We start from the raw sequence: 24292 nt of genomic DNA on the forward strand, positions 1-24292 counted from the left end.
CCACCCTACCGCGTTTCCACCGGGAGGCTGCCGCGGCGGCACTCCCAGCCATGGGTTTCCAGTTCGGGCGTGTCCGAGCTTTCCTCGGGCCAGCCCACGCAGAAATAGCCGATCAGCCGCCAGCCCTCGGGCACCGACAGGTCGCGGGCCAGCCGGTCGGGATCGAGGATCGAGACCCAGCCCAGCCCCAGGCCATGCGCGCGCAGCGCCAGCCAGAACAAAGTGACGGCCGAGACCACCGAATAGCGGCGCATTTCGGGCATGGTTCCTGCGCCCAGCCCCCGGCCCTTGTCGGTGGCGTCATCGCAAAAAACCGCCAGCTGAACCGGCGCCTCTTGCATGCCCGACAGTTTCAGCTGGCTGTACAACTGCGCCCGGTCACCGGAGTAGCCCGCCAGCGCGGCGTCATTGGCCGCCTTGAAGTTCTCCAGCGCCGCGGTCCGGGCCTCAGGGCTTTCGACGCGGATCACGCGCCACGGTTCGCTCAGCCCCACCGAAGGGGCCAGCTGAAACGCGTCGAGGCAGTGCGTCAGCACTGCCTCGTCCACCGCGTCGGTGCGGAACCGGCGCACATCGCGCCGGAGCCGCATCAACAGATCGAACTGCGTGCGGAAATCTTCGGTGAAAGCCTGATCCTGCACGCGCCCGCCTGTTTACTCTTCTGCAGCAGCAGCTTCTTCTTCGGCCGGAGCGGCAGCAGCCTCTGCGGCTTCAGCAGCCTTGGCGGCTTTCTCTTCGGCGCGCTCCTGGGCTTTCTTGCCCGGGGTGCCCTTCTGAGGGTTGTTACGCTCGGCTTTCTCCTTGGCGCCGGCGGCTTCCAGCATGCGGGCGATCCGGTCGGTCGGCTGCGCGCCCTGGTCCAGCCAGTACTGGATGCGCTCCATGTTCATTTTTACGCGCTCTTCGCTGTCCTTCGGCAGCAGCGGGTTGTAGGTGCCCAGCTTCTCGATGAAACGGCCATCGCGAGGCATGCGGCTGTCAGCTGCAACGATGCGGTAGAAGGGGCGCTTTTTCGAGCCGCCACGGGCCAGACGAATTTTCATTGCCATTGTGGTATCTCCTTTGGATGGCGTTGGCCGGATTGCTCCGGCTATTTCTGGTGTTTGTTGAACCTCGGGTTCACTTCTGGTGTTTCTTGTGGTGTCGGATGACTTCCTGAATGATGAAATTCAGGAAAGCCTTGGCAAAATCGGGGTCCAGATCCGCCTCTTTCGCCAGGTCTTCAAGCCGTGCGATCTGCGCGGCCTCGCGCGAGGGATCGGACGGGGGAAGGTCGTGTTCGGCCTTGAGCTTGCCAACGGCCTGCGTGTGCTTGAACCGCTCGGCCAGCGTATAGACCAGAATCGCATCCAGCCGGTCGATGCTTTCGCGGTGGTCTTTCAGCAAGGCCGCGGCCCGCGTCACAGGATTGTTCATTGGCCGGTCCTTTCGGTGTTCAGATCGGTCGTTGACGAGTCGAGTTTCGGGTGCCGCCAGATCTGTGCGGACTTGCCCAGCACTTCGCCCTCGCGCTCGTAAGTGGCACCGAGACGCTGGGCCAGAGCGCGCGAACGGTCATTGGCGTGGGCGATGTAGCTGATGACGCCGTTCAGCCCCTGATGGCGCGCCGCATGGTCGCGGGCGGCCTGCGCGGCCTCGAAGCCCAGGCCCTTGCCCTCGGCCTGTTCCATCAGGGCCCAGCCCAGCTCGGGTTCGTCCCAGCCCGGCACATAGATCATGCCGGTCCAGCCCACGAAAGCACCGCTGGCCTTTTCGGTCAGGTGCCACAGGCCGTAGCCGCGCAGCGCCCAGTGGCCAAGCCGGTTCGCCAGTCCGTTCCAGCAGCCCGCCGCATCCCTGGGGCCGCCCACCATGTGGCTGCGCTCGGTCGCGTAGAAGGCCGTCATGGCCGGCAGGTCGTCCGGATGCGGTGCCCGAAGGATCAGGCGCTCGGTCTCACGGGTCGGGATGGCGAAGGTCGTCATGCGTAGGCCTCCATCCCGCCATCGCCGTCGCCGGGCAGGTGGCGAAAGACCAGGACCGACTCGTCGAACCCGGCCTCGGCCTGCAGGTCGCGCTGGGCGCCCAGGCGCTCGGCCACGCGGGCCGAGGCTGCGTTGTCGGGGTCCACATAGCTGACCAGTGACGGCAGCGCCTGCGGCCCCAGTGCAAAGTCACGAGCGGCTTCGGCTGCCTCGGTTGCGATGCCACGCCCCTCGGCCGTTTCGGTCAGCAGATAGCCCAGCTCGTGTTCGCGGTCGCCGAATTCCATGCCAATCGACACGAAACCCAGAACCTGACCGCCCGCGCGGTCCTCGATGGCCCACATTCCCGCCCCGCGCAGCAGCCAGCCCGCGACGTATTGCGAAAAATCCAGCCAGGCCGCCTGCCGGTCAAACGGGCCGTCCATGTGTACGGCGCGGTCCGACATCAGGATGTCGGCATAGGTGTCGAAATCCCCGATCCGCGGCGCGCGCAGCACCAGCCGCGCGGTCTCCAGCCGCGGCAATTCCGCAGCCAGCCGCGCCGACAGCGCGGCGGCGGGGCCGGTGGCCGGAGCCTCCCAGGGATATGCGACGGGCGCAGTCACTTACTTTTTCTTTCCGAATCCGCTCAGGCCGGGGGGCAGGGCCATGCCGCCGCCCATGCCGGGCATGCCGCCGGGCATCTTGCCGCCCATTGCCTTGGCCGCGGCTTCCAGCGCCTTGGGGTCCATGCCCGCGGCCATTTCTTCGGGCGAGGGGCCGCCTTTGCCGAACATGCCTTTCATGGCCTGTTTCAGCATCTTGCCTTTGCCCATCTTGCCCATCTTCTTCATCATGTCCGACATCTGCCGGTGCATCTTGAGCAGCTTGTTGATGTCGCTGACTTCCATGCCCGACCCGGCCGCGATGCGTTTCTTGCGGCTGGCCTGCAGCAACGCGGGGTTGGCGCGTTCTTTCTTGGTCATCGACTGGATCATGGCGATCTGCTGGCGCAGGATCCGGTCGTCCAGCCCGGCCTGATCCATCTGCTTGGCCATCTTGCCCATGCCCGGCATCATGCCCATCATGCCCTGCATGCCGCCCATCTGGATCATCTGCTCCAGCTGCATCTTCAGGTCGTTCATGTTGAACTGACCCTTCATCATGCGCTTCATCATGCGCTCGGTCTGCTCGAGCTCCATGGTCTCTTGGGCCTTTTCGACCAGGGCCACGATGTCGCCCATACCCAGGATTCGGCCCGCGATGCGGTCGGGCTCGAAGGTTTCCAGCGCATCCATCTTCTCGCCCAGACCCACGAAGCGGATGGGCTTGCCGGTGACCGCGCGCATCGACAGGGCCGCACCGCCGCGCCCGTCGCCGTCCATCCGAGTCAGGACCACGCCCGAGATGCCGACCTTGGCGTCGAACTCCTCGGCCACCTCGACGGCGACCTGACCGGTCAGGCCGTCGACCACCAGCAGGGTCTCGCGCGGGTCGACCACGTTGCGGACCTGCTCGACCTCGTCCATCAGGACCTCGTCGATGTGCAGACGGCCCGCTGTGTCGAGCATGTAGACGTCATAGCCGCCCAGCGTGGCCTGCTGTTTGGCGCGCTTGGCGATGTCCACCGGTTTCTGGCCCGGCACGATCGGCAGGGTGTCCACCCCGATCTGGGAGCCCAGCACCGCCAGCTGGTCCATCGCCGCCGGGCGGTAGACGTCCAGCGAGGCCATCAGGACCTTCTTGCCCTCTTTTTCTTTCAGGCGCTTGGCGAGCTTGCCGGTGGTCGTCGTCTTACCCGAGCCCTGCAGGCCGACCATCAGGATCGGCGCGGGCGGGTTGTCGATCTTCAGCTTGCCCGGGTCGTCCTCGCCGCGCAGGGTATCGACCAGCGCGTCGTGCACGATCTTGACGACCTGCTGGCCCGGCGTGATTGACTTGGTCACCGCCTGGCCGGTCGCCTGTTCCTGAACCTTTTTTACGAACGCACGCGCCACTGGCAGCGAGACGTCGGCCTCGAGCAGCGCCACGCGTACTTCGCGCAGGGCGGTTTTGACGTCTTCTTCGGACAGGGCGCCCTGTTTGGTCAGCCGGTCAAAGACGCCAGAGAGGCGTTCGGATAGATTTTCAAACATGCCTTCGGCCTCCTTCGCCGGTTGTCGGTTGGCGCCCCATAGATAGGGGCGGACGGGTCAATGCACAAACGCCCCCACGGGCGAAACTCGCTGGTGGGGGGCGATCCCTGAACGACTCAAGGGACCGGAAGAACAGACGCTTCCGGATGTTGCGTTGGCGTTTAGGCCCATTGGCTGCCTGAGTCAACCATCCGCGCCCGCCGGGTTGCATCGTGCGGCCCCGTCGGCCATCACTGGCGCGATATTCGGGAGAAGACCATGGACGCCTCATCCGCCTTTCAGGACTCATTGCCGCTCAGTTCGGACGCCTTGCTGGCGCAGTTGGACGATTGGGGGCTGCCCTATCGTCTGCACAGCCACGTCCCGCTGCGGACGGTCGAAGAGTCGAAGGCGGTCGAAGATCAGTTCATGGTGCCGGGCGAAAACGCGTTGCGGCTCAAGAACCTGTATCTGCGCGACAAGAAAAAGCGGAACTACCTGGTGACGCTGGAACAGAGCCGCGAGATCGACCTCAAGGCGCTGGGCGCCGAACTGGGTGTAGGCAACCTGTCCTTCGGGTCGGCGGATCGGCTGATGCAGAACCTTGGCATCCGTCCCGGCGCGGTCAGCCCGCTGGCCATGATAAACGGCGTTGGCAACGGTGTACGGTTCTTCATGGACCACGCGGCGCAGCGCGCGGACGTGATCTATATGCATCCATTGGTCAACGACCGGACGGTGGCCATGGCGCGCGAAGACCTGATGGCCTTCTTCGAGCGGATCGGGTGCGAGGTCACCTGGCTGCCGTGATCATTCGCTCAGCGCCTCTTTCAACGCGGCGGCGACATGGGCGGCCGAGGGATTGACGAACAGGTGCCCGTCGGCCTCAAAAACCGGGTCATCAAGATGTTGGGGAAAGGCCAGCGGCAATTCCGTGCAGGCCAGCAGGATCGCGGTTCCGGGGGCGGCGTGCCGATTGCAGAATGCCAGCAGACGGCCGCGGGCATTGGCCGAGGCACCGCCGTAGAACTCGGTGTCGATCATGGCCTGCATTTCCGCGATCTGGTCCTCGGGAAGTCGGTCATTGGCTGTGATGTCTTCAGCCGCCAGCCGTTCCGCATAGTGGCGCGCTTGCATCGTGACCGAGGTTCCCAGCACCAGCGCGCTTTTGGCGCCTGTCGTTTTGGTTGCCACGGCGGTTGCATCAAAGATACTCAGGATCGGGATGGTCACGCCCTGCCGGATCGCATGCAAACGGGCGTGAGGTGTGTTCGAGGCGATGATGCCGAAATCACATCCCGCCTGCTCAAGCGTCAGCAGTGCATCGCGGAAAACGGCATCGAACGCGGACCAGCTTGCTTCGTCGCCGGCGGTTCCGCGCAGCGCGCGGGTTTTGGCCTGGGTGACGGACTCGATGGTCATCGGAGGAACAGGCAGGGGTGATCCATGCCCGCGTTCTGCAAAATGGCGCCCGGCGCCCTCGGCGATGGCGCGGTAATAGTCTATTGTCGACGCCCAGCCGACCCCGCCCAGAATTCCGATCTTCTTCATGACAACCGTCCAATCTGCCGATCCCGCTCGGGGACAGATTGGACGGTTTGACCGGGGATGGCCAGTGGCCGGATCAGGCGGCCAGTTCGGCCACGGCTTTCTGGGCGTTGCTCAGAGTTGCTTCCGGGTCCAGCGCCATGCGGTCGGCGGCCACCACATCCACGTCATGGATGCCGATGAAGCCCAGAACATGGCGGGCGTATCCGGTTGCAAAGTCGATCTCGGACCCCACTGCGGTACCGCCCGAAGCGATGGCGAGGATGGCGCGCTTGCCCTCCAGCAGGCCCTTGGGGCCATTCTCGGTATAAGAGAACGTCAGGCCCGCACGGGCGACCAGGTCGATCCAGGCCTTGAAGGCGGCCGGGACCGAGAAATTGTAGATCGGCAACCCGATCACCACCGTGTCGGCCTGCTGCAGTTCCTTGACCAACTCGTCCGACAGGGCCAGCAGGTCGCGCTGGGTGGCGTCGCGTTGATCGGCGAGGGTGAAGTTGGCGGTGATCCAGTCCTCGGTCAGCAGGGGCAGGGGTGTGGCCAGGTCGCGGCGGATGATGCGGCTGGCGCCCAGGTGTTGGACGATGCGGGCCGACAGGTCGCGGGTGGCCGAGCCGGTGCGGCGGGCCGAGGCGTCGATATGCAGGATGGTCTTTGTCATGGAGAGGCTCCTTCTCAGGGTTCGGATTTTGCGTCTGAACCCAATATGAATATTGCGTGAGCGAACGAAACTGGGATAAATCAACATACATTGTTGGAAATTGCACAGAATTGGTTTTCTCATGGACAATTGGGACGAGGTCCGCACCGCCTATCAGGTTGCGCGCATGGGCACGGTCAGCGGCGCGGCCGAGGTTCTGGGGGTGCACCATGCCACGGTGATCCGCCATATCGACGCGATCGAGGCCCGGCTGAAGGTCAAGCTGTTCCAGCGCCACGCGCGCGGCTACACCCCGACCGAGGCGGGCGAGGATCTGCTGCGCGTGGCTCAGGCCACCGAGGATCAGTTCAACCAACTGGTCGGGCGGCTGAAGGGGCGTGGAGACGATGTCTCGGGCGAGTTGGTGGTGACCTCGCTGGCCTCGCTGGCGCCGCTGGTGGTGCCTACGCTGACCGCGTTCCAGCAGGACCATCCCGACCTGATCGTGCGCTATCTGACCGGCGACCGCCTGTTCCGCCTGGAATATGGCGAGGCGCATGTGGCGATCCGCGCCGGTGCGGCCCCCGACCAGCCGGACAACGTGGTGCAGCCCTTCATGACGCAAGAGGTGGGGCTTTATGCCAGTCAGGACTACATCGCGCGGCGCGGCCTGCCCGCGGGCGTCGAGGATTTCCCCAACCACGCCTTCGTCGGGGCGGATGATGAAAACAGCCGCGCGCCTTTTTCACGTTGGCTGCGCGCCAATGTCCCGGCCGATGCGATCACCTTCCGCTGTTCCAACAACTTCACCGTGGCCGAGGCGGTACTGGCCGGGGCGGGGATCGGCTTCATGGCCCGGTGGGAGGCCGCCCGCCATCCGCAGTTGCAGGAGGTGATGGACCCGCTGCCGGAATGGGCCGGCAACCTGTGGCTGGTGACCCATGTGGATCTGCACCGCACCAACAAGGTGCAGACCTTTCTTAAGTTCCTCAAGGAGCAGGCCAAGGACTGGCTGCCATGAGCTCGCAGGCGCGTGGCCATCTGGCCATGCTGGTGTTCTCGGCGCTGGTGGCGGGCAGTTTCTCGCTGGGTTCGATGATTGCCAACGAGATCGCGCCGGCGGCGTTGAACGCCGCGCGGTTTGCGATTGCCGGCGTGGTGATCGGCATCGCGGCGCTGATGACGACCGGTTTGCCGCGCAGCGCGGCGCGCGCGCCGTGGCGCTATCTGGTGCTGGGCGGGCTGTTCTCGGCCTATTTCGTGCTGATGTTCTACGGGCTGAAAACCGCGCCGCCGGTCAGCGCGGCGGCGGTGTTCACCTTGACGCCGATCCTGTCGGCGGTGGCGGGGTGGGTGTTGCTGCGCCAGATCACCACCCCGCACATGGCCCTCGCGCTGAGCGTGGGCGCGGTTGGCGCGCTGTGGGTGGTGTTCCGCGCCGATTGGCTGGCCTTTCGCGCCTTTGAGATCGGGCGGGGCGAGATCATCTATTTCTGGGGCTGTGTGGCCCATGCGATCTATACGCCCATGGTGCGAAAGCTGAACCGGGGCGAGCCGCCGGTCGTGTTCACCTTCGGCACGCTGGTGGCCGGGTGCGCTGTGCTGACGGTGTTCGGCTGGTCCGACATCCGCGCGACCGACTGGGCCAACCTGCCGGCGATCGTCTGGATCGGCCTGTTCTACGTCGCCATCTGCGCCAGCGCGGCCACCTTCGTTCTGTTGCAGTACGCTACGCTGCTGCTGCCATCGGCCAAGGTCATGGCCTATACCTACCTGACGCCCAGCTGGGTGATCATCTGGCAGATCGCGCTGGGCCAGCCGGCGCCGGGCCCGTTGGTCCTGGTGGGAATAGGGCTGACGATCCTTGCCCTCGTGCTGCTGCTGAAAGGGGATGACCTGGGGATGGCTCGGCAACAAACCGCGCCGGACTGACCTTTGCCAAAGCGCCCGTTCGTGGCAGGGTGAGGCAAACTCCGAAAGGACCGGAACATGCACAGATTGATTGCCTCGGCCACGCTAATGTTGGTTTTTGGATGTACGCAGGACACCGCCGACAATTCAACCCTTCAAGCCAGCTGCGAGGCATTGGTGGCTGCTGAGGCAAACCGGAGCCCCGCGGATGTCCAGGCTCTGTCGACAACTGCCGAACCGGCGGGAACCGTCACACAGGTCGCAGCGGCCGGCGCTCAGGCCCCGTGGCTGTGCCGCGCCGATCCCAGCGGCGTGGTCACAGGGGTCGAGTACAGCCAGCAAGGCTGATCCTCTTGGGTTGAGCCACATCAAGGGCCGGTTGTGTCAAACCCGCTAAGCTGTCGGCGTGAAAGGAGGGACTGATGTTCAAACACATAATGTTTCCCGTCGATCTGCATCTGCCACCCGAAGTGCGCAAGGCGGCCGAGGTTGCGGCGCAGGTCGCCCGGTGGCAGGGGGCGCGGATAACCATCGTCAGCGTGACAAGCAATCAGCCCGGCGACCCCACGCAAACCGAATCCGCGATCAAGGACCATCTGTCCGATCTGGCGGACGAGTTGTCCCAAGCCAGTGGAGCGCAAGTTGATTTCCGCAACATTCATTCGGTGGATGTGGCGGTCGAAGTGGATGGTGACCTGGCCCGCACCGCTGAAGAGATCGGTGCCGACCTGATCGTGGTGGGCACCCATGCGCCGCGGATTACCGACTTTATACTGTCCAGCCATGCCGGATATCTGGCCAAACATGCCAGCATGTCGGTCTTCGTAGTGCGCTAGACCTCGTCCCCCGCGGAAAGCTGGTTTTCCAGGAACCGCTCGAACGCGTCCAGATTCACGGGTTCGAACTGCCCGAACCCTTGCATCCAGACCGAGGCCGCGCGCAACGCGTCGGGTTCCAGCTTGCACCATTTCACCCGGCCGCGCTTTTCCTGGCTGATCAGCCCGGCCCGGGTCAGGATCGTCAGGTGTTTCGAGATCGCCGCCAGCGACATCTCGAACGGCTCGGCCACGTCGGTGACGGCCATGTCATCCTCGAGCAGCATCGCCAGTATCGCGCGCCGCGTGGGGTCGGCCAGGGCCGCAAAGACGGTATCGAGGTCATCGGACATGATCCCGCTGAACCACAGCGGGAAAGTTTGGTCAACCATTTGGTTGAATATGCGGAATCCGATGTTTCCAGCGGCATGGTTTGTTCGCGGCCCGATCGTCAGTCAGAGCGTGTCCATAAAATTCATTTGAAAACAAAGACTTAAGCTGCGTCAATTGGAGCCATCAACAGCGTTGACTCTGCGCGCGAGGCCGCTTAGCAACTGCGCCAAGACTGTGCGAGGGAAACGCCCGTGACCGATGACGACCCAAAGCAGCGCCTGACGCAGCTTGAGGCCAAGATCGACGCGGCAAAAAAGGCCAAAGCGCCGAAACCTCGTGCGGACGCTGACATATCCGGGGGCGAGCTGGCCTGGCGGATGGTCATCGAGATGGTTTCCGGTCTTGGGATCGGATTTGGCATCGGGTACGGGCTGGACAGCCTGTTCGGGACGATCCCGATCTTCCTGGTGCTGTTCACATTGCTGGGCCTTGTCGCGGGCGTGAAGGTCATGCTCCGCAGCGCGCAAGAAGCTCAAGAGAAACAGGCGGCCTCGACACAGGCCGAGAAGGACGAGAGGGACTGAACGTGGCGACCGAGACCACCGCAGCAGAAGGCAGCAGCCTGGTTTTCCATCCGATGGACCAGTTCATCGTCAAGCCGCTTTTCGGCGGTGAGATGGCTTGGTACACGCCCACCAACGTGACCCTGTGGCTGTTCTTCGCGGTTCTGGCCATCATCGGCCTGCTGGTGCTGAGCACCTCGAAGCGCGCCATCGTCCCGACCCGCATGCAATCGATCGCCGAGCTGGCCTACGGCTTCATCTACAAGATGCTGGAAGACATCTGTGGCAAGGAAGGCGTCAAGTACTTCCCGTATGTCATGACCCTGTTCATGTTCATCGTCACCGCGAACTTCCTCGGCCTGATCCCGACCTCGTTCACCACCACGTCGCATTTCGCAGTCACAATTCCGCTGGCGCTGGCCGTGTTCCTGACCGTGACCGTTCTAGGCTTTGTCAAGAACGGCGCCGGCTTTCTGAGCCTGTTCTGGGTGTCCAGCGCTCCGCTGGCGCTGCGCCCGATCCTGGCGATCATCGAGCTGATCTCGTACTTCGTGCGCCCGGTCAGCCACTCCATTCGTCTTGCGGGTAACGTCATGGCCGGCCACGCCGTGATAAAGGTTTTCGCCGGCTTCGCCGCGGTCGCCGTGATCTCGCCCGTATCGGTTCTGGCGATCACCGCAATGTACGGCCTCGAGGTCCTGGTGGCCTTCATCCAGGCCTACGTATTCACCATTCTGACCTGTGTTTATCTGAAGGACGCTCTGCATCCGCATCACTGATCAGGGGCGACCCTGAGCACAGGAACGATAACCCAAAATCGAAACTTCCAATTCGTAAGGAGATACATCATGGAAGGCGATCTCGCACACATCGGCGCAGGCCTGGCAGCAATCGGTTCCGGCGCGGCCGCAATCGGGGTGGGCAACGTGGCCGGCAACTTCCTGGCCGGCGCTCTGCGCAACCCTTCGGCGGCTGCTTCGCAGACCGCAACCCTGTTCATCGGTATCGCATTCGCAGAAGCCCTGGGGATCTTCGCATTCCTGGTCTCGCTGCTGCTGATGTTCGCCGTATAATCTGCGGAACCTGATCCTTACGCGCAGGTGGGCCCAAGCCATAGCGGCCCACCTGTTGTAAAGACAACGTTCCGACGGAGGACATCATGGCGACAGAACCCATAGCTGCAGAAGCAGTCGGCAAATGCGTCGATTCCCATGGCTCGGCCATCGGGATGCCGCAGCTCTGCTTCGATTGGTTCCCCAACCAGATCTTCTGGCTGGTCATTACGCTGGTCGTCATCTTTCTGGTCCTGTCCCGCGTGGCCCTGCCGCGCATCTCGGCGATCCTGGCCGAGCGTCAGGGGACCATTACAAATGACCTGGCTGCGGCCGAAGACCTGAAGGCCAAGGCGGTCGAGGCTGAAGAGGCCTACAACAAGGCGCTGGCCGATGCCCGTGCCGAGGCTCAGCGGATCGCAGCCGAAGCGCGCGCCGAAATCCAGGCGGACCTGGATGATGCGATTGCCAAGGCAGATGCGGAAATCGCGGCCAAGGCGGCAGAATCGGAGAAGGCAATTGCCGAAATCCGTGCCGGAGCGCTGGAAAGCATTCAACAGGTTGCCAACGATACGGCGGCCGAACTGGTGACTGCGCTGGGCGGCGAGGCGGATGCCAAAGCCATCAGCAGTGCCGTCAGCGCACAGATGAAAGGATAAGTGACATGCGGAATACACTTGCTCTTATCCTGACCGCAGGTTTCGCCAGCCCGGCGCTGGCCGCAAGCGGTCCGTTCTTCTCGCTGGCGAACACCGACTTCGTCGTGACGCTGGGCTTCATCGTCTTCATCGCGGTTTTGTTCTATTTCAAAGTTCCGTCGATGATCGGCGGGGCGCTGGACAACCGCGCCGAAGGCATCAAGGCCGAGCTGGACGAGGCCCGTGCCCTGCATGAAGAAGCGCGCAGCCTGCTGGCCTCATACGAGCGCAAGCAGCGCGAAGTGCAGACTCAGGCCGAAGCCATCGTGGCCGCGGCGAAGGAAGATTCGGTTCTGGCTGCCGAACAGGCAAAGGCGGATCTGGAGAAATCCATCGCGCGTCGTCTGGCTGCCGCACAGGATCAAATCGCATCGGCCGAGGCCTCGGCGGTGAAGGAGGTGCGCGACCAGGCTGTTACTGCGGCCGTTGCGGCGGCCAAGTCCGTGCTGGCCAAGCAGATGACTGCGGCGCAAGCCAACAAGCTGATTGACTCGGCGATCTCCGAGGTCGGTGACAAGCTGCACTGAGCTGTTCGGCGCGCTGCTGCCGGCAGCCGTCCGTCAGACGGCATCAACGCTAAATCTAAGTCTTTACAAGTAAGGCGAGGGCTCTGTTTTCTGCCCTCGCCTCATTTTATTGTACAGTCAGCCATCTTCTCAAGGCATGTTACGGGTTGCCTCGCAAAATCCAGAGCAATACGTGACATGGTGTCCGGGGTCAGGGCCGAGTTTCCCAACTTCAATAGCGTGAGTATCTCGAACGCACGATCCGTTCGGTCCTAGCTAATATTTCTCTAGATCTGAATCTGATCCTTAAAACCAGCAGTATCAAAGCTCTTCAAAGCGTCACAGAGTATCTTCCTTTCTTCGCAGTTTGTCTGTCCGAACCGAATGTCGAACAGGTCCGCCCCATCTAACAGGTTTTGCTAATACGAAGGTTGCGTCGGGTCTGACAACTGGCGCCTAACGTTCGGCGGTTTCATGTTCCAGCCGCTGCCGCGCGATCAGTTCGTTGCGCCGGGCCTTCTGCTGGTCTTCCATGCAGCGTTCGACAAAGCTAAGGTGCTGTTCCACCGCCTGCCGGGCGGCTTCGGGGTCGCGGGCCTGAAGGGCTGCGTTGATTGCCCTGTGCTGGTTCAGGATCGCGTCGCGCGTGGTGCGTTGGTGGAACATGATCTGGCGGTTGTAGAACACGCCCTGCCGCAACAGATCGAACATCGACCGCATCATGTGCAGCATCACCACGTTGTGGCTGGCCTCGATGATGGCCATGTGGAACTGCGCGTCCAGATGGGCCTCGTCATCGGCCGCGTTGCGGGCATGGGCGGCCTCCATCTTGTCGAAGATCGCCTGGATCACCTTCAGGTCGCTGTCCGAGCCCAGCCGCGCGGCGCGTTCGGCCGCCAGCCCTTCCATGTCGCGCCGGAACGACAGGTAATCGAACACAGCCTCGTCATGGCTGCTGAACAGACGGATCAGCGCCGGCGAAAAGGCCGAGCCCAGAACCTCGGCCACATAGATGCCTGACCCGGCCTTGGCGGTCAGAAGGCCTTGCTCCTGCAGTTGCGAGATCGCCTCGCGCAGCGACGGGCGCGACACGCCAAGCCGGTCGGCCAACTCGCGCTCGGACGGCAGGCGCTCACCGGGGCGCAGGATCCCGCGCAGGATCAGCAACTCGATCTGTTTGACGACAGCCAGGGACAGTTTCTCGGTCTGGACTTTCTGAAAGGGCATCGGATCATCGCTGAAAATTGGTCAAATCATATGACCACACATGCCCGGCCCGTGCAAGAACGGGCCGCGATCACATTGGCTGAAACACTAGGTCAGCATTATTGACTTTAAGCGCAGAGGTCATAGCGTCAGTCCGACCCAGCGGAGGAGGCTCGGCCCATGCACCAGTTATTTGCAACGCGCGCCGCGCGAATGAAGGCATCCGAAATCCGCGAATTGCTGAAACTGCTGGATCAACCCGGCATCATTTCCTTTGCCGGCGGTATCCCCGACCCGGCGCTGTTTCCGGCCGAGGCCTTTGCCCAGGCATTCCAACAGGCGCTTGGGGCTGGCAGCGGCGCGCAGGCGCTGCAGTATTCCGTGTCCGAAGGGTATATGCCGCTGCGGGAATGGATCGCCGGCCACATGCGCCGGATCGGCATCGACTGCGGCCCCGACGACGTTCTGATCACCTCGGGCTCGCAACAGGCGCTGGACTATCTGGGCAAGCTGTTTCTGTCTCCCGGCGACACGGCGCTGGTCGGATGGCCGACCTATCTGGGGGCTTTGGCGGCGTTCAACGCCTATGAGCCACGCTTTGACCGGTTGCGCGCAGGCGGCAACGCGGGTGCTGCGCAATACCGAGCCGCGGCGGGGCCGGGGGCGGTCAAATACGCATATCTTTCGCCCGACTTTGCCAACCCGACCGGCGAGACCGTCGATCGGCAGGGGCGCGAGGCCCTTCTGGATCTGGCCGAAGAGTTGGACTGCGCCCTGATCGAGGACGGCGCCTATCAGGCCCTGCGCTATGACGGGCAGGCGATACCGCCGATCCTTGCGCTGGAACTGGCGCGGAAGGGCGATCTGCAAGCCTGCCGGACGATCTATTGTGGCAGTTTTTCCAAGACCCTGTCGCCCGGGTTGCGGGTGGGTTGGGTCGTGGCGGCGCAGCCCGTCATCGCGCAGCTTGTGCTGATGAAACAGGCCGCCGACCTGCATTCGGCCACCATCAACCAGATGGCCGTGCACCAAGTGGCCCAAACCTGTTTCGACAGCCACATCCCGAAAGTGCGCGCAACCTACCGTGCGCGCCGCGACGCGATGCTGGCGGCGCTGGAACGGCACATGCCCGAAGGCGTGCAATGGACCCGGCCCGAGGGGGGCATGTTCATCTGGCTGACCCTGCCGCCCGGCTCGGATGGCGCGCAACTGCTGGCCCGCGCGCTTGAGACGGTCAAGGTCGCCTTTGTGCCCGGACAGGCCTTTCACCCCGATGGCAGCGGCGCCAACACGATCCGGCTGAGTTTCTCCAACTCGGACGAGGCTACGATTGCCGAGGGTATTGCCCGGTTGGGCGCGGTCCTGGGCGGCTGAGCGCGGGAAAGTTTTCGTTAACCATTTTGCCGCAAAACTGCGGCATGATCCGGTTCTTCGCCTTGCTGGTGCTGGCCGGCTGCTCGGCCGGTACGACCCATTTCCGCGACCTGCCCGCAACCCGCGTGGCCGTGAACGGCAGCGTGTTCGACGTGCGCCTGCGCGGTGACCTGGCCGAGGCGGTCCGCGTCAACAGCCAATATGCCCCGCGGCTGGGGCCGATCCGGGATCGGGCCGCATTGGCCATGGCCCAGGTCTCGGGCTGTCCGGTCGCCGATGTGTTGGGCGACGCGGCGGTGACCGTGGGCATCCTCGCCTGCGACCGCAGGGCGTCGGACCGGCTGTTGTTGGCTGCGGTCACGCCGACCAACTATGAATGCATTGACTTCGGAACCTATGACAGCGGGTCGGACACCGGATACCAGGTGTTCGAGTGTTCGCCTTATTGACTCTGCGCAATTCCGCCCAAATCAGCAAGATATTGTGGATAACTCGGCTCAATATCCCATATCCTGCGCAACTTCGTTGACTCGCGGGCATTCCCTTGTCCAGACTTTCAGGGAACGGGAATCATGGAAATCGGCCTTTGCGCTTTACCAAACTCAAACTCACCGGCTTCAAAAGCTTCGTCGATCCGACCGATCTGATCATCGCGGATGGGTTGACCGGTGTGGTGGGGCCCAACGGCTGCGGCAAGTCCAACCTGCTTGAGGCGCTGCGTTGGGTGATGGGCGAGAACCGCCCCAAATCGATGCGCGGCGGTGCGATGGAGGACGTGATCTTTGCCGGTGCCGCCACCCGTCCGGCGCGCAACTTCGCCGAGGTCGTCCTGACCATGGACAACTCGGAACGTCTGGCCCCGGCCGGGTTCAATGACAGCGATCAGATCGAGATCGTGCGCCGCATCACCCGCGACGTGGGCAGCGCCTACAAGGCCAACGGCAAGGACGTGCGCGCCCGCGACGTGCAGATGCTGTTCGCCGATGCCTCGACCGGCGCGCATTCACCCGCTCTGGTGGGGCAGAACCGGATCGCCGAGCTGATCAACGCCAAACCCCGCGCCCGCCGCCGCATTCTGGAAGAGGCCGCCGGTATCTCGGGCCTGTACCAGCGGCGGCACGAGGCCGAACTGAAGCTCAAGGGCACCGAAGCCAACCTGACCCGCGTCGATGACGTGCTGGAGCAGTTGGGCACACAGTTGGCGCAGCTGGCGCGCCAAGCCCGTCAGGCCGCGCGGTATCGTGAGATCGGCGAGCAATTGCGCCAGGCCGAAGGCATGTTGCTGTATCGCCGCTGGAAAGAGGCCGACATGGCCCGCCAGCAGGCCGAAGAGCGTCTGCGCGACCGCACCACCGAAGCCGCGCGCGCCGAGGCCGAGGCCCGCGCCGCCAGCGCGAAACGCGCCGAGATCGAAGAGACCCTGCCGCCGCTGCGCGAGGAGGAGGCCATTGCCGCCGCCGTGCTGCAGCGCCAGCAGGTGCAGCGCGATCAGCTGTCCGATCAGGAAAACCGCGCGCGCCAGACCATCGAAACCCTGACCGCCCGCATCCAGCAGCTGGGCCGCGACATCGAGCGGGAAACCGGTTTGAACCGCGACGCCGGCGAGATGATCGAACGGCTGGAATGGGAGGCCCGCGAACTGGCCAAGGCCGCCGAGGGCCATGACGACAAGCTGGCCGAAGCCGCCGAAATTGCCCGAGAGGCCGCCGCGGTTCTGCAGGAGCGTGAGGATCTGCTGGCGCAGGAGACCGAGGACACCGCTCGTCTGGTCGCGCGTCACCAATCGGCGCAGCGTCTGGTCGAGGACAGCCGCAAGACGCTGGCACGCTCCGAGGCCGAAGAGGAAAAAGCACGCGCGGCCGTTGCCGAGGCCCGCGCCGCGCTGACCCGCGCCGACGAAGCGTTCGAGGCCGCGCAAGCCGCCGAGGAAGAGGCGCGCGAGGCCGCCGAAGCCGCCGAAGAAGCGCTGGCCGCCGCCGACGAGCTGCGCGGTGAAACGCAGGCGCGCGAGGCCGAGGCCCGCGCCCAACGCTCCGAGGCCGAGGGCGAGTTGGGCGCGATTCGGGCCGAGACCACCGCGCTGGCCAAGCTGGTCGAGCGCGACACCGCCGAGGGCGGGCAGGTGCTGGACCTGCTGCGGGTCGAGCCGGGCTTTGAAAAGGCGTTGGGTGCCGCGTTGGCGGATGACCTCCGCGCCCCGCTGGTCGAAGGCGATGGGCCGTCGGGTTGGGTGCAGGTGCCGGGCTATGATGCCGATCAGCCGTTGCCGGACGGGGCCGAGCCGCTTGCGCTACACGTCTCGGGTCCGGACCGTCTCAGCCGCCGTATCGCGCAGATCGGCCTGATTGACGCCGATCAGGGCGCGCGGCTGCAACCCTTGCTGAAACCCGGCCAACGGTTGGTGTCGCGCTCGGGCGATCTGTGGCGCTGGGACGGGTTCCGCGCCTGGGCCGAGGATGCCCCCAGCGCCGCGGCGCTGCGGCTCGAGCAGCTCAACAAGCTTGAGGCGCTGAAACAGCAACTGGCGCAGGTCGAAGCACAGGCCGACGGCGCCCGCGCCGCGCACGAGGCCCTGTCGCGGCAACTGGCCGAGGTGACAGAGGCCGACCGTCGCGCCCGCGAGGCCCGCCGCGCCGCCGATCAGCGCATGGCCGAAGCGGCCCGCGCGCTCAGCCGGGCCGAGGCCGACCGCAACCTGGCGCAGGGCAAGCTGGAGAACCTGACGCTTGCGGTCGACCGCCACAAGCAGGATGCGATGGCGGCCCGCGCCCAGCTGCGCGAGGCCGAGGCCGCGCTGGCCGAGCTGGGCGATCTGGACACCGCCCGTGCCCGGGTCGAGGACATCAAGCAGACGGTCGAGGCCGCGCGGATCACCATGCTGACGCACCGTTCGACCCATGACGAGCTGCGCCGCGAGGGCGAGGCCCGCACCCGCCGCGCACAGGAGGTGGCCAAGGACCTGAGCGGCTGGAAACACCGTCTGGAAACAGCCGAGAAGCGCATCGCCGAATTGGCCGAGCGCAAAGCCAGTTCCGAGGAAGAGCTGACCGAAGCGATGGCCGCGCCCGCCGAGATCGCCGAGGCACGCGAAGAGCTGAACGAGATGATCGAGGCCGCCGAGGCCCGCCGCGCCGAAGCCGCCGACAAGCTGGCCCAGGCCGAAGCGCTGCAACGCGAGGCCGTGCTTGCCGAGCGCGAGGCCGAGCGCAAGGCCTCGGAGGCGCGCGAAGCCCGCGCCGCGGCTGAGGCGCGGTTCGAGGCGGCCAAGGAAAGTGTCGCCGCCGCTGCCGAGCGCATCGCCGAGGATCAGCAACTGACCCCGAACCAGTTGTTGAACCAGCTGGACGTGAACCCTGACGACATGCCCGCCGCCGATGCCCTGGAAGCTGAGGTGAACCGCCACAAGCGCCAGCGCGACGCGATGGGTGCGGTGAACCTGCGGGCCGAGGAAGACGCCAAGGAGGTTCAGGAGGAGTTCGACACGCTCAACAGCGAGAAATCCGATCTGGAAGAGGCGATCAAGGCGCTGCGCAGCGGCATCGCCAGCCTCAACCGTGAGGGCCGCGAGCGCCTGCTGACTGCATTCGAACAGGTCAACGCGAACTTTGCCATGCTGTTCAAGCATCTGTTCGGCGGTGGCGAGGCCAACCTGGTGATGGTCGAGAGCGACGACCCGCTGGATGCGGGGCTCGAGATCATGTGCCAGCCGCCGGGCAAGAAGCTGTCGACCCTCAGCCTGTTGTCGGGCGGGGAGCAGACCCTGACCGCCACCGCGCTGATCTTCGGCGTGTTCCTGGCCAACCCCGCGCCGATCTGCGTGCTGGACGAGGTTGATGCGCCGCTGGACGATGCCAACGTGACCCGGTTCTGCGATCTGCTGGACGAGATGTGCCGCCAGACCGACACGCGGTTCCTGATCATCACCCACCACGCGGTGACCATGGCGCGGATGGACCGTCTGTTCGGCGTGACCATGCAGGAACAGGGCGTCAGCCAGCTGGTCTCCGTCGATCTGAAGAAGGCCGAGCAGATGGTCGCCTGACCGCTCACCGCAACGTTATTCTGCGATCGGGCCGGGCCGGGCTAGGCTGGCTGCATGAAACACCTGTTGCTGATCGCCGCGGCCTGCGCCGCCTCGCCTCTCTTGGCTGCCGAATGGGCCACCCGCCCCGGTGATATCCCCCTGAGCCCCGCTGAACTGGACGCTTTGGCTGGGCGAACGCTGACCTTCTATGACGACGGGCAGTCGAAATACTCGGCCGGTGGGGCCTATTCCTACACCTATTCGGCGGTCAATGGCGGCGGAACGGCCTTCGGAACCTACTCGATCACCGCTGATGGCAGCATCTGTGTGCAGTACCGCAACGGGTTCGACCGCTGCGATCTGTACGTGCGGAACAATGGTCGGTTGATCCTGATCACCGAAAAAGGTGAACGTTACCCGGTGCGACCCGAGTGAACGGGGCCACTCCTTCACCCGCCGTGCCAAACCAGGAATCAACCGATGACCCGACCCGCTCCGACCCTGCACATGCTTTGCGGCAAGATCGCCGCTGGAAAATCGACGCTTGCCGCCCAGCTCGCGAGGCAGCCCGGCACAGTTCTGATTTCCGAGGACGCCTGGCTGAAGCCGCTTTTTGCCGATCAGATGGTGACAGGTGCCGACTATCTGCGCTGTTCCACGCGTCTGCGCGCGGCGATGGGTCCGCATGTCACGACTCTGCTTGAAGCGGGCATGTCGGTTGTTCTGGATTTCCCGGCCAACACGGTCGAAACCCGCGCCTGGATGCGCGAAATTCTGGATCAGACCGATACAGCGCATCAGATGCATGTGCTGACTACGCCCGACGCCGTTTGTCTGGCCCGGCTGCAAGCACGAAACGCAGCGGGCGACCACGCCTTTGCCGCGACCGAAGAACAGTTCCGACGGTTTTCCAAGCATTACGCGGAACCCACGCCTGAGGAAGGATTCACGCTGGTATTCCACGACCCAACGGATTGAGCGTCTAAAGTCGGTTTAGCAAATCAACTGTCGGCCAGGCATCTGCGGGCAGGCCCAGCCGGGCCTGTTCAGCCTGTACTGCAGCGCGCGTTCCGGCCCCCAAGATGCCGTCGATCTTGCCCACGTCATGCCCGCGCGCCTGCAGTTTCGCCTGCAGCTGTTTCATCTGGGCGCCGGTCAGGCCCGGATCGGGGTTGCCCGCAGCATAAACCTGCGCGCCCTCGAGGCGCGTTCCGAAATAGGCCGCGGTCAGGACATAGACAAAGCTTTGGTTCCACTCGAAATAGACATCGAAATTCGGATAGGCCAGAAAGGCCGGCCCCTTGCGCCCCTGCGGCAGGATCAGCGAGGCTGGCAGGTTGGCCAATGACCCGCTGCGCGCCTGCACGCCCATCGCCTGCCAGTCTGACACCGGGCGCGGTTTGCCCGGCCCGCTCAGCGACCAGTCCATCTGTGCGAGCACGGTGACCTCCTGCAGCCAGGGCTGACCCGGCTGCCAGCCCAGATGAGACAGCATCTTGCCACCCGACATCAGCGCATCGGGGGCCGAGGTTTTCAGCCGCACATGCCCGTCGCCATCACCGTCCACGCCGTTTTCCAGAATGTCGCGGGGCAGCATCTGCACCATGCCGATCTCGCCCGCCCATGCGCCCGTGGTGCGGTTCGGGTCGAAATCGCCGTTTCGGAACAGCTCGATCGCGGCATAGATCTGCGGCCGGAACAGCTCGGGGCGGCGGCAATCATGGGCCAGCGTCACCAACGCATTGCGGGTGTTGAAATCGCCCTGGAACGCGCCGTAATCCGTCTCGAACGCCCAGAAGGCCAGCAGGACCCCGCGCGACACACCGTATTCTGCCTCGATCCGGTCGAACACGGCATCGTATTGCTGCGCCATCGCCTGGCCGCGCCTGATTCGGTCCTGCGAGATCAGGCGTCGCGAGAATTCGATAAACGGTTTTTGGAAGACGCCCTGCGCACGGTCGGCCTTCAGCACCTTGGGGTCCTGTTGCGCACCGTTGAAGAACGCATCGACCGTGGCCGTATCGAACCCCTGCTGTGCCGCTTCGGCCTTCAGTCCGCGAACGAAGGCGTTGAAGCCGCCGCCGCATTGGGCAAGGGCCGGGGCAGCGAACAGGCAAGCGGCCACAAGGCCCGAGACAAAGCGCATGACGAAAACCATCCTCAGAAAACCGTGTTCAGACCAACCCACACCGTCAGCCCCGCCAACGCAAGCCCCCAAACCTGCCAAAGCATTCCGCATGCGCGGAAAACCTCCGTTGCGCCGATCGTGCGCCGGGCTTCACCATTGACCCAGGCCAGATCGCGCAACTGCCCGTCATAGCTGCGGGGCCCGGCCAGTGCCACGTCCAGCGCGCGGGCCATGGCGGCTTCGGGCCAGCCGGCATTGGGCGAAATGTGGTGCTGCGCGTCCGCCACGATGGCCCGCCATTGGCGCCTCTGTCCCGACAGGGCCACGATCATCAGGCAAGTCAGCCGGGCCGGGACCAGGTTCAGCAGATCGTCCAGCCGGGCGGCGGCCCAGCCGAAGTCTCGGTACGTGTCGTTGCGGTAGCCGATCATGCTGTCGGCGGTGTTCACCGCCTTGTAGACCAGCAGCCCCGGCAAGCCGCCCAGCAGGAACCAGAAGGCCGGGGCGATCACCCCGTCGCTTAGGTTCTCGGCGGCGCTCTCGATGGCCGAGCGCGCCACCTGTGCCTCGGTCATCTGCGAGGTGTCGCGCGACACGATCATTGCCACCGCCGCGCGCCCCTCGGGCAGGGATTGCCGCAGCGCGACGCCCACGGCGCGGACATGCGCCACCAGAGAGTTCTGTGCCAACAGGATCGCGCAGACCACGACCTCGACCGCCCAGCCAAGCCACGCCAGCGCCGCACCGACCACCCAGCCGCCCAGGACCAGCAGAAGCGCGACGAAAATGCCCTTCGCGCGGCGATGCGTGCCGTGATTCAGGCGGCGGTCCAGCCAGCCGATGGCGTTGCCCATCAGAACCGCCGGGTGCCGCAGGCGCGACCACAGCCAGTCGGGCTCGCCCAATGCGGCGTCCAGCAGCATCGCCAGGGCCAGCGTAAGGGCGGTGCTCACAGCGCCGCCTCGAGTCGTGACCAGCCATGCTCGGGCGGCAGGCCCAGCCGCAGGAACCGATCGGAATAGGGGAAGATGCGGCTCCAGATATGGGCCTGTGCCAGCCGGTCCTGCCAGGCGGCGGCATCGTCCACTTCGTACAGGCGGAACAGCGTGGTGCCGCCGACCAAATGCGCGCCCTTGCCGGTCATCAGCGTATCCAGCCGTTCCGTATCACGGGCCAACCGCGCGCGCGTGGTTTCGGCCCAGGTCGTGTCATTCAGGGCCTGCGCGCCGATGCGCAGAGCCGGGCCGGACACGGCCCAGGGGCCGGTCAGATCGTTCAGCCTCGCGATCAGGTCGGGATGCCCGATGGCAAAGCCCAGCCGCAGCCCCGCAAGGCCCCAGAACTTGCCAAAGCTTTTCAGGACGATCACGCCGGGGAGCTCGGACAGGCGGATCAGAGATGCCTCGGGCGTCACGTCGCAAAAGCTTTCGTCGATCACTGTCAGCGGCGCGTCGGCGTCCTTAGCCTGCCAGATCCGGCCGTCTGGATTGTTGGGATGCACGATCACCCGCGCCTGCGCCGGGCCGCCGGGCTGTACCGTCCAGCCCTGCGCGGCAAAGGCGGCGGCATGTTCGTTGTAGGTGGGCGTGGTGATCTGGACCGCACCAACGGGGGCCAGCGCCGGGATCCGCGTGATCAGGGCCGAGGCCCCCGGTGCGGGCAGGATTGCCGCGCAGTCCGGCACACCCCAGAAGCGTCGGGCCGCATCACTCAGCCGGGCAAAGGAACTGTGGTCGGGCAGGGCGGTCCAGTCCTCAAGTGTAAGGCCCGCTACAGGATAAGGGTGTGGGTTGATCCCGGTCGACAGGTCGATCCATTCCGTTCGCGCGCCGCCATGACGGGCAATGGCGTCGTCCAGCCCACCGCCGTGGTCACGCTTGCCGCGTGGGTTCAAGTCGTCAGTGCGGTCAGTCATGCCGGAATCGTCCAAAACGCCGAAATTACCCCGCTTCAAGCGGATTTACGCCGTTTTTACAAGCAAATCCGGTTCATAGAGGAGCGCTGGAGCGACTGTTAACCCTTTGTTAACGAAATAACGTGATCACAGCTTATGGGGGTCGGCACCACTCACCTTATCAAGTGCCGAGGTTGTTGCAAATGAATGTTCTGATTGTTGAGAGTAACCCCGACCTGGGTCGGGTCTGGCAGCGGCACCTGGAACGGCAGGGGGCTGAGGTTTCTCTGGTCGAAAGCCAGGAAGCAGCGATCCTTGCACTTTATGGCACGCCCTTCGACATCATAATCCTGGACCTGGTTCTGGATTCAGGCAGCGCGTTGGCGGTCGCGGATTTCGCCAGCTACCGCCGCCCGGATGCCCGGGTGATCTTCGTCACCAACACCACGTTCTTTTCCGACGGGTCGATCTTTGCCCATAGCCCCAACGCCTGCGCCTATGTCCAGAGCGGAACGCCGCCCGAGGATCTGGCGGCGATGGTCGAGCACTACGCCGCGGGTCGCTGATCGCGTCCGTGGGGCTGCCAATAGTCCAGGACAGGGTTGATCGGGATGATCCGGTGCGGATTGATGCTGTCGTGACTGTAGTGATAGTGCCGCACGATATGGTGCAGGTTCACCGTGCCCGCCACGCCCGGCCATTGATACAGTTCGCGCGTGTAAGCCCACAGGTTGGGATAGTCGATCAGCCGCCTGCGGTTGCACTTGAAATGCAGGTGATAGACCGGATCGAACCGGATTAGGGTCGTGAACAGGCGCCAGTCGGCCTCGGTCAGGCGATCCCCCATCAGGTATCGGTTCTTGGACAGCCGGTCTTCCAGCCAGTCCAGCGTGTCGAACAGGGGGTGCACGGCCGCGTCATAGGCCTCCTGCGAGGTGGCAAAGCCGGATTTGTAGACGCCGTTGTTCACGTTTGAATAGACCCTCGCATTGACCTCTTCGATCTCGTCGCGCATCTCGGAAGGCCAGTAGTCGTCGGTGTTGCCGGTGATTTGGTCGAAGGCCGAATTGAACATGCGGATGATTTCCGAGCTTTCATTCGACACGATGGTCCCTTGCACCTTGTCCCACAGGATCGGCACCGTCACCCGGCCCGAGTAGTTCGGGTCGGCGCGTGTATAGACCTGATAGGCATAGTCCAGCCCATACAAAGCATCGCCGGTGGCGCCGTGATCGTCGGTCTGGAAAGTCCATCCGCGGTTCAGCATGTCCGGATGGACCACCGATACGGTAATAAGGTCCTGAAGTTCCTTGAGCTGGCGGAAGATCAACGTCCGGTGCGCCCATGGACAGGCGAGGCTGACATACAAGTGATATCGCCCGGCCTCAGCCTTGAAACCGTCCTTGCCCGAGGGACCTGCACTGCCATCGGCCGTTATCCAGTTTCGAAACTGGGCAGCCGAACGTTTGAACGCTCCGCCGGTGGATTTCGTGTCGTACCAGGTGTCGTGCCAGGTGCCGTCGACCAACAGGCCCATCTTGGATCC

At 64.4% G+C, this 24292-nt stretch carries 30 protein-coding genes; 16 read left to right on the top strand and 14 right to left on the bottom strand.

The window, feature by feature from the left end:
* Window positions 1-5: 5 nt before the first annotated feature.
* The 6 genes from bluB to ffh all read right to left on the bottom strand — a co-directional run bounded on the left by bluB (window position 6) and on the right by ffh (window position 4078).
* On the bottom strand, window positions 6-641 hold the full coding sequence (gene bluB, locus ACR0NB_RS17615; protein WP_480755078.1) for a 5,6-dimethylbenzimidazole synthase: 636 nt from the start codon (window positions 639-641) through the stop codon (window positions 6-8).
* A 12-nt stretch (window positions 642-653) separates the two neighbouring features.
* A complete protein-coding gene (gene rpsP, locus ACR0NB_RS17620; RefSeq protein WP_093965193.1) occupies window positions 654-1049 on the bottom strand; it encodes a 30S ribosomal protein S16 in 396 nt (131 codons plus the stop codon).
* A gap of 70 nt (window positions 1050-1119) precedes the next feature.
* A complete protein-coding gene (locus ACR0NB_RS17625) occupies window positions 1120-1416 on the bottom strand; it encodes a chorismate mutase (protein WP_005981236.1) in 297 nt (98 codons plus the stop codon).
* Window positions 1413-1964: a GNAT family N-acetyltransferase gene (locus ACR0NB_RS17630; protein ID WP_480776401.1), complete on the bottom strand. Its 552-nt coding sequence runs from the start codon at window positions 1962-1964 to the stop codon at window positions 1413-1415. The genes ACR0NB_RS17625 and ACR0NB_RS17630 overlap by 4 nt, the downstream gene beginning before the upstream one ends.
* A complete protein-coding gene (locus ACR0NB_RS17635; protein ID WP_480776402.1) occupies window positions 1961-2569 on the bottom strand; it encodes a GNAT family N-acetyltransferase in 609 nt (202 codons plus the stop codon). Before ACR0NB_RS17635 ends, ACR0NB_RS17630 begins: the two co-directional genes overlap by 4 nt.
* The gene (ffh, locus tag ACR0NB_RS17640) at window positions 2570-4078 is read right to left on the bottom strand and encodes a signal recognition particle protein (RefSeq protein ID WP_480776403.1); all 1509 of its coding nucleotides are present in this window, start codon (window positions 4076-4078) and stop codon (window positions 2570-2572) included.
* 258 nt (window positions 4079-4336) lie between these two features.
* On the opposite strand from ffh, the gene ACR0NB_RS17645 reads away from it, so the two are divergent.
* Window positions 4337-4867: a prolyl-tRNA synthetase associated domain-containing protein gene (locus ACR0NB_RS17645; protein WP_480776404.1), complete on the top strand. Its 531-nt coding sequence runs from the start codon at window positions 4337-4339 to the stop codon at window positions 4865-4867.
* Here the strand turns inward: ACR0NB_RS17645 and ACR0NB_RS17650 are convergent, their stop codons facing one another.
* Together ACR0NB_RS17650 and ACR0NB_RS17655 are read right to left on the bottom strand one after the other, a co-directional pair.
* A complete protein-coding gene (locus ACR0NB_RS17650) occupies window positions 4868-5608 on the bottom strand; it encodes an aspartate/glutamate racemase family protein (RefSeq protein WP_480776405.1) in 741 nt (246 codons plus the stop codon). It lies immediately after the preceding gene.
* 73 nt (window positions 5609-5681) lie between these two features.
* Entirely contained in the window at window positions 5682-6263 is a 582-nt protein-coding gene (locus tag ACR0NB_RS17655) for an FMN-dependent NADH-azoreductase (RefSeq protein ID WP_480776406.1), read from the bottom strand.
* A gap of 121 nt (window positions 6264-6384) precedes the next feature.
* Between ACR0NB_RS17655 and ACR0NB_RS17660 the strand changes: the two genes are divergently transcribed.
* From ACR0NB_RS17660 to ACR0NB_RS17675, 4 genes are all read left to right on the top strand, one after another.
* Window positions 6385-7263, top strand: a complete 879-nt coding sequence (locus ACR0NB_RS17660; RefSeq protein WP_170361479.1) for a LysR family transcriptional regulator — start codon at window positions 6385-6387, stop codon at window positions 7261-7263.
* On the top strand, window positions 7260-8174 hold the full coding sequence (locus ACR0NB_RS17665; RefSeq protein ID WP_480776407.1) for a DMT family transporter: 915 nt from the start codon (window positions 7260-7262) through the stop codon (window positions 8172-8174). The genes ACR0NB_RS17660 and ACR0NB_RS17665 overlap by 4 nt, the downstream gene beginning before the upstream one ends.
* Before the next feature lie 57 nt (window positions 8175-8231).
* The gene (locus ACR0NB_RS17670; protein WP_170439845.1) at window positions 8232-8501 is read left to right on the top strand and encodes a hypothetical protein; all 270 of its coding nucleotides are present in this window, start codon (window positions 8232-8234) and stop codon (window positions 8499-8501) included.
* Window positions 8502-8575: 74 nt separating this feature from the next.
* Window positions 8576-8989, top strand: a complete 414-nt coding sequence (locus ACR0NB_RS17675) for a universal stress protein (RefSeq protein ID WP_170361483.1) — start codon at window positions 8576-8578, stop codon at window positions 8987-8989.
* Here ACR0NB_RS17675 and ACR0NB_RS17680 read toward each other — a convergent pair.
* Entirely contained in the window at window positions 8986-9321 is a 336-nt protein-coding gene (locus tag ACR0NB_RS17680) for an ArsR/SmtB family transcription factor (RefSeq protein ID WP_170361571.1), read from the bottom strand. The two genes, ACR0NB_RS17675 and ACR0NB_RS17680, sit on opposite strands and share 4 nt — an antisense overlap.
* A 231-nt stretch (window positions 9322-9552) precedes the next feature.
* Here ACR0NB_RS17680 and ACR0NB_RS17685 point away from each other — a divergent pair, with 231 nt between their 5' ends.
* The 5 genes from ACR0NB_RS17685 (at window position 9553) to ACR0NB_RS17705 (ending at window position 12141) form a co-directional block, all read left to right on the top strand.
* A complete protein-coding gene (locus tag ACR0NB_RS17685) occupies window positions 9553-9885 on the top strand; it encodes an AtpZ/AtpI family protein (protein WP_093965213.1) in 333 nt (110 codons plus the stop codon).
* Window positions 9886-9887: 2 nt separating this feature from the next.
* The gene (locus tag ACR0NB_RS17690; RefSeq protein WP_093965215.1) at window positions 9888-10643 is read left to right on the top strand and encodes a F0F1 ATP synthase subunit A; all 756 of its coding nucleotides are present in this window, start codon (window positions 9888-9890) and stop codon (window positions 10641-10643) included.
* Window positions 10644-10712: 69 nt separating this feature from the next.
* Complete coding sequence (locus tag ACR0NB_RS17695) at window positions 10713-10937, top strand: F0F1 ATP synthase subunit C (protein ID WP_005981269.1); 225 nt, start codon at window positions 10713-10715, stop codon at window positions 10935-10937.
* 86 nt (window positions 10938-11023) lie between these two features.
* The gene (locus tag ACR0NB_RS17700) at window positions 11024-11575 is read left to right on the top strand and encodes a F0F1 ATP synthase subunit B' (protein WP_480776408.1); all 552 of its coding nucleotides are present in this window, start codon (window positions 11024-11026) and stop codon (window positions 11573-11575) included.
* A 5-nt stretch (window positions 11576-11580) separates the two neighbouring features.
* Window positions 11581-12141, top strand: coding sequence for a F0F1 ATP synthase subunit B (locus ACR0NB_RS17705; RefSeq protein WP_093965218.1), 561 nt, complete (start codon window positions 11581-11583; stop codon window positions 12139-12141).
* Between the two features lie 435 nt (window positions 12142-12576).
* Here the strand turns inward: ACR0NB_RS17705 and ACR0NB_RS17710 are convergent, their stop codons facing one another.
* Window positions 12577-13347: an FCD domain-containing protein gene (locus ACR0NB_RS17710; RefSeq protein ID WP_170434863.1), complete on the bottom strand. Its 771-nt coding sequence runs from the start codon at window positions 13345-13347 to the stop codon at window positions 12577-12579.
* Window positions 13348-13506: 159 nt separating this feature from the next.
* Here ACR0NB_RS17710 and ACR0NB_RS17715 point away from each other — a divergent pair, with 159 nt between their 5' ends.
* From ACR0NB_RS17715 to ACR0NB_RS17735, 5 genes are all read left to right on the top strand, one after another.
* Window positions 13507-14700: an aminotransferase-like domain-containing protein gene (locus tag ACR0NB_RS17715; protein WP_480776409.1), complete on the top strand. Its 1194-nt coding sequence runs from the start codon at window positions 13507-13509 to the stop codon at window positions 14698-14700.
* A gap of 44 nt (window positions 14701-14744) precedes the next feature.
* Complete coding sequence (locus ACR0NB_RS17720) at window positions 14745-15149, top strand: hypothetical protein (protein ID WP_480697455.1); 405 nt, start codon at window positions 14745-14747, stop codon at window positions 15147-15149.
* 137 nt (window positions 15150-15286) lie between these two features.
* Window positions 15287-18742 (top strand): chromosome segregation SMC family protein, encoded by a 3456-nt coding sequence (locus ACR0NB_RS17725; RefSeq protein WP_480776410.1) that lies wholly within the window; start codon window positions 15287-15289, stop codon window positions 18740-18742.
* A gap of 54 nt (window positions 18743-18796) precedes the next feature.
* Complete coding sequence (locus tag ACR0NB_RS17730; RefSeq protein WP_170452945.1) at window positions 18797-19159, top strand: hypothetical protein; 363 nt, start codon at window positions 18797-18799, stop codon at window positions 19157-19159.
* A 45-nt stretch (window positions 19160-19204) separates the two neighbouring features.
* Window positions 19205-19702, top strand: a complete 498-nt coding sequence (locus ACR0NB_RS17735; protein WP_170448869.1) for a P-loop nucleotide/nucleoside kinase family protein — start codon at window positions 19205-19207, stop codon at window positions 19700-19702.
* Between the two features lie 4 nt (window positions 19703-19706).
* On the opposite strand, the gene ACR0NB_RS17740 is transcribed toward ACR0NB_RS17735, so the two are convergent.
* The 3 genes from ACR0NB_RS17740 to cobD are packed head-to-tail and all read right to left on the bottom strand — an operon-like array spanning window position 19707 to window position 22767.
* Window positions 19707-20870: a lytic murein transglycosylase gene (locus ACR0NB_RS17740; RefSeq protein ID WP_480776411.1), complete on the bottom strand. Its 1164-nt coding sequence runs from the start codon at window positions 20868-20870 to the stop codon at window positions 19707-19709.
* A 14-nt stretch (window positions 20871-20884) separates the two neighbouring features.
* Window positions 20885-21805 (bottom strand): adenosylcobinamide-phosphate synthase CbiB, encoded by a 921-nt coding sequence (cbiB, locus tag ACR0NB_RS17745; RefSeq protein WP_480776412.1) that lies wholly within the window; start codon window positions 21803-21805, stop codon window positions 20885-20887.
* Window positions 21802-22767, bottom strand: coding sequence for a threonine-phosphate decarboxylase CobD (gene cobD, locus ACR0NB_RS17750; RefSeq protein ID WP_170421781.1), 966 nt, complete (start codon window positions 22765-22767; stop codon window positions 21802-21804). Before cobD ends, cbiB begins: the two co-directional genes overlap by 4 nt.
* 182 nt (window positions 22768-22949) lie before the next feature.
* Here cobD and ACR0NB_RS17755 point away from each other — a divergent pair, with 182 nt between their 5' ends.
* Window positions 22950-23312 (top strand): response regulator transcription factor, encoded by a 363-nt coding sequence (locus ACR0NB_RS17755; protein ID WP_170421778.1) that lies wholly within the window; start codon window positions 22950-22952, stop codon window positions 23310-23312.
* On the opposite strand, the gene ACR0NB_RS17760 is transcribed toward ACR0NB_RS17755, so the two are convergent.
* Window positions 23294-24283 carry a glutathione S-transferase family protein gene (locus ACR0NB_RS17760; protein ID WP_480776413.1) on the bottom strand — a complete coding sequence of 330 codons (990 nt, stop codon included), beginning with the start codon at window positions 24281-24283 and terminating at the stop codon, window positions 23294-23296. The genes ACR0NB_RS17755 and ACR0NB_RS17760 overlap by 19 nt on opposite strands.
* Window positions 24284-24292 lie beyond the last annotated feature (9 nt).

It is taken from the genome of Ruegeria sp. CG3 (assembly GCF_056537205.1).

Coding starts and splice junctions, on each gene's coding strand:
- ACR0NB_RS17760 (WP_480776413.1), bottom strand. CDS start 24,283: ATGGGCCTGTTGGTCGACGGCACCTGGCACGACACCTGGTACGACACG.
- ACR0NB_RS17630 (WP_480776401.1), bottom strand. CDS start 1,964: ATGACGACCTTCGCCATCCCGACCCGTGAGACCGAGCGCCTGATCCTT.
- ACR0NB_RS17665 (WP_480776407.1), top strand. CDS start 7,260: ATGAGCTCGCAGGCGCGTGGCCATCTGGCCATGCTGGTGTTCTCGGCG.
- ACR0NB_RS17740 (WP_480776411.1), bottom strand. CDS start 20,870: ATGCGCTTTGTCTCGGGCCTTGTGGCCGCTTGCCTGTTCGCTGCCCCG.
- ACR0NB_RS17655 (WP_480776406.1), bottom strand. CDS start 6,263: ATGACAAAGACCATCCTGCATATCGACGCCTCGGCCCGCCGCACCGGC.
- ffh (WP_480776403.1), bottom strand. CDS start 4,078: ATGTTTGAAAATCTATCCGAACGCCTCTCTGGCGTCTTTGACCGGCTG.
- ACR0NB_RS17670 (WP_170439845.1), top strand. CDS start 8,232: ATGCACAGATTGATTGCCTCGGCCACGCTAATGTTGGTTTTTGGATGT.
- ACR0NB_RS17730 (WP_170452945.1), top strand. CDS start 18,797: ATGAAACACCTGTTGCTGATCGCCGCGGCCTGCGCCGCCTCGCCTCTC.
- ACR0NB_RS17735 (WP_170448869.1), top strand. CDS start 19,205: ATGACCCGACCCGCTCCGACCCTGCACATGCTTTGCGGCAAGATCGCC.
- ACR0NB_RS17705 (WP_093965218.1), top strand. CDS start 11,581: ATGCGGAATACACTTGCTCTTATCCTGACCGCAGGTTTCGCCAGCCCG.
- ACR0NB_RS17700 (WP_480776408.1), top strand. CDS start 11,024: ATGGCGACAGAACCCATAGCTGCAGAAGCAGTCGGCAAATGCGTCGAT.
- ACR0NB_RS17710 (WP_170434863.1), bottom strand. CDS start 13,347: ATGCCCTTTCAGAAAGTCCAGACCGAGAAACTGTCCCTGGCTGTCGTC.
- ACR0NB_RS17650 (WP_480776405.1), bottom strand. CDS start 5,608: ATGAAGAAGATCGGAATTCTGGGCGGGGTCGGCTGGGCGTCGACAATA.
- ACR0NB_RS17720 (WP_480697455.1), top strand. CDS start 14,745: ATGATCCGGTTCTTCGCCTTGCTGGTGCTGGCCGGCTGCTCGGCCGGT.
- cobD (WP_170421781.1), bottom strand. CDS start 22,767: ATGACTGACCGCACTGACGACTTGAACCCACGCGGCAAGCGTGACCAC.
- ACR0NB_RS17660 (WP_170361479.1), top strand. CDS start 6,385: ATGGACAATTGGGACGAGGTCCGCACCGCCTATCAGGTTGCGCGCATG.
- ACR0NB_RS17695 (WP_005981269.1), top strand. CDS start 10,713: ATGGAAGGCGATCTCGCACACATCGGCGCAGGCCTGGCAGCAATCGGT.
- ACR0NB_RS17755 (WP_170421778.1), top strand. CDS start 22,950: ATGAATGTTCTGATTGTTGAGAGTAACCCCGACCTGGGTCGGGTCTGG.
- ACR0NB_RS17680 (WP_170361571.1), bottom strand. CDS start 9,321: ATGTCCGATGACCTCGATACCGTCTTTGCGGCCCTGGCCGACCCCACG.
- ACR0NB_RS17625 (WP_005981236.1), bottom strand. CDS start 1,416: ATGAACAATCCTGTGACGCGGGCCGCGGCCTTGCTGAAAGACCACCGC.
- rpsP (WP_093965193.1), bottom strand. CDS start 1,049: ATGGCAATGAAAATTCGTCTGGCCCGTGGCGGCTCGAAAAAGCGCCCC.
- ACR0NB_RS17675 (WP_170361483.1), top strand. CDS start 8,576: ATGTTCAAACACATAATGTTTCCCGTCGATCTGCATCTGCCACCCGAA.
- ACR0NB_RS17645 (WP_480776404.1), top strand. CDS start 4,337: ATGGACGCCTCATCCGCCTTTCAGGACTCATTGCCGCTCAGTTCGGAC.
- ACR0NB_RS17715 (WP_480776409.1), top strand. CDS start 13,507: ATGCACCAGTTATTTGCAACGCGCGCCGCGCGAATGAAGGCATCCGAA.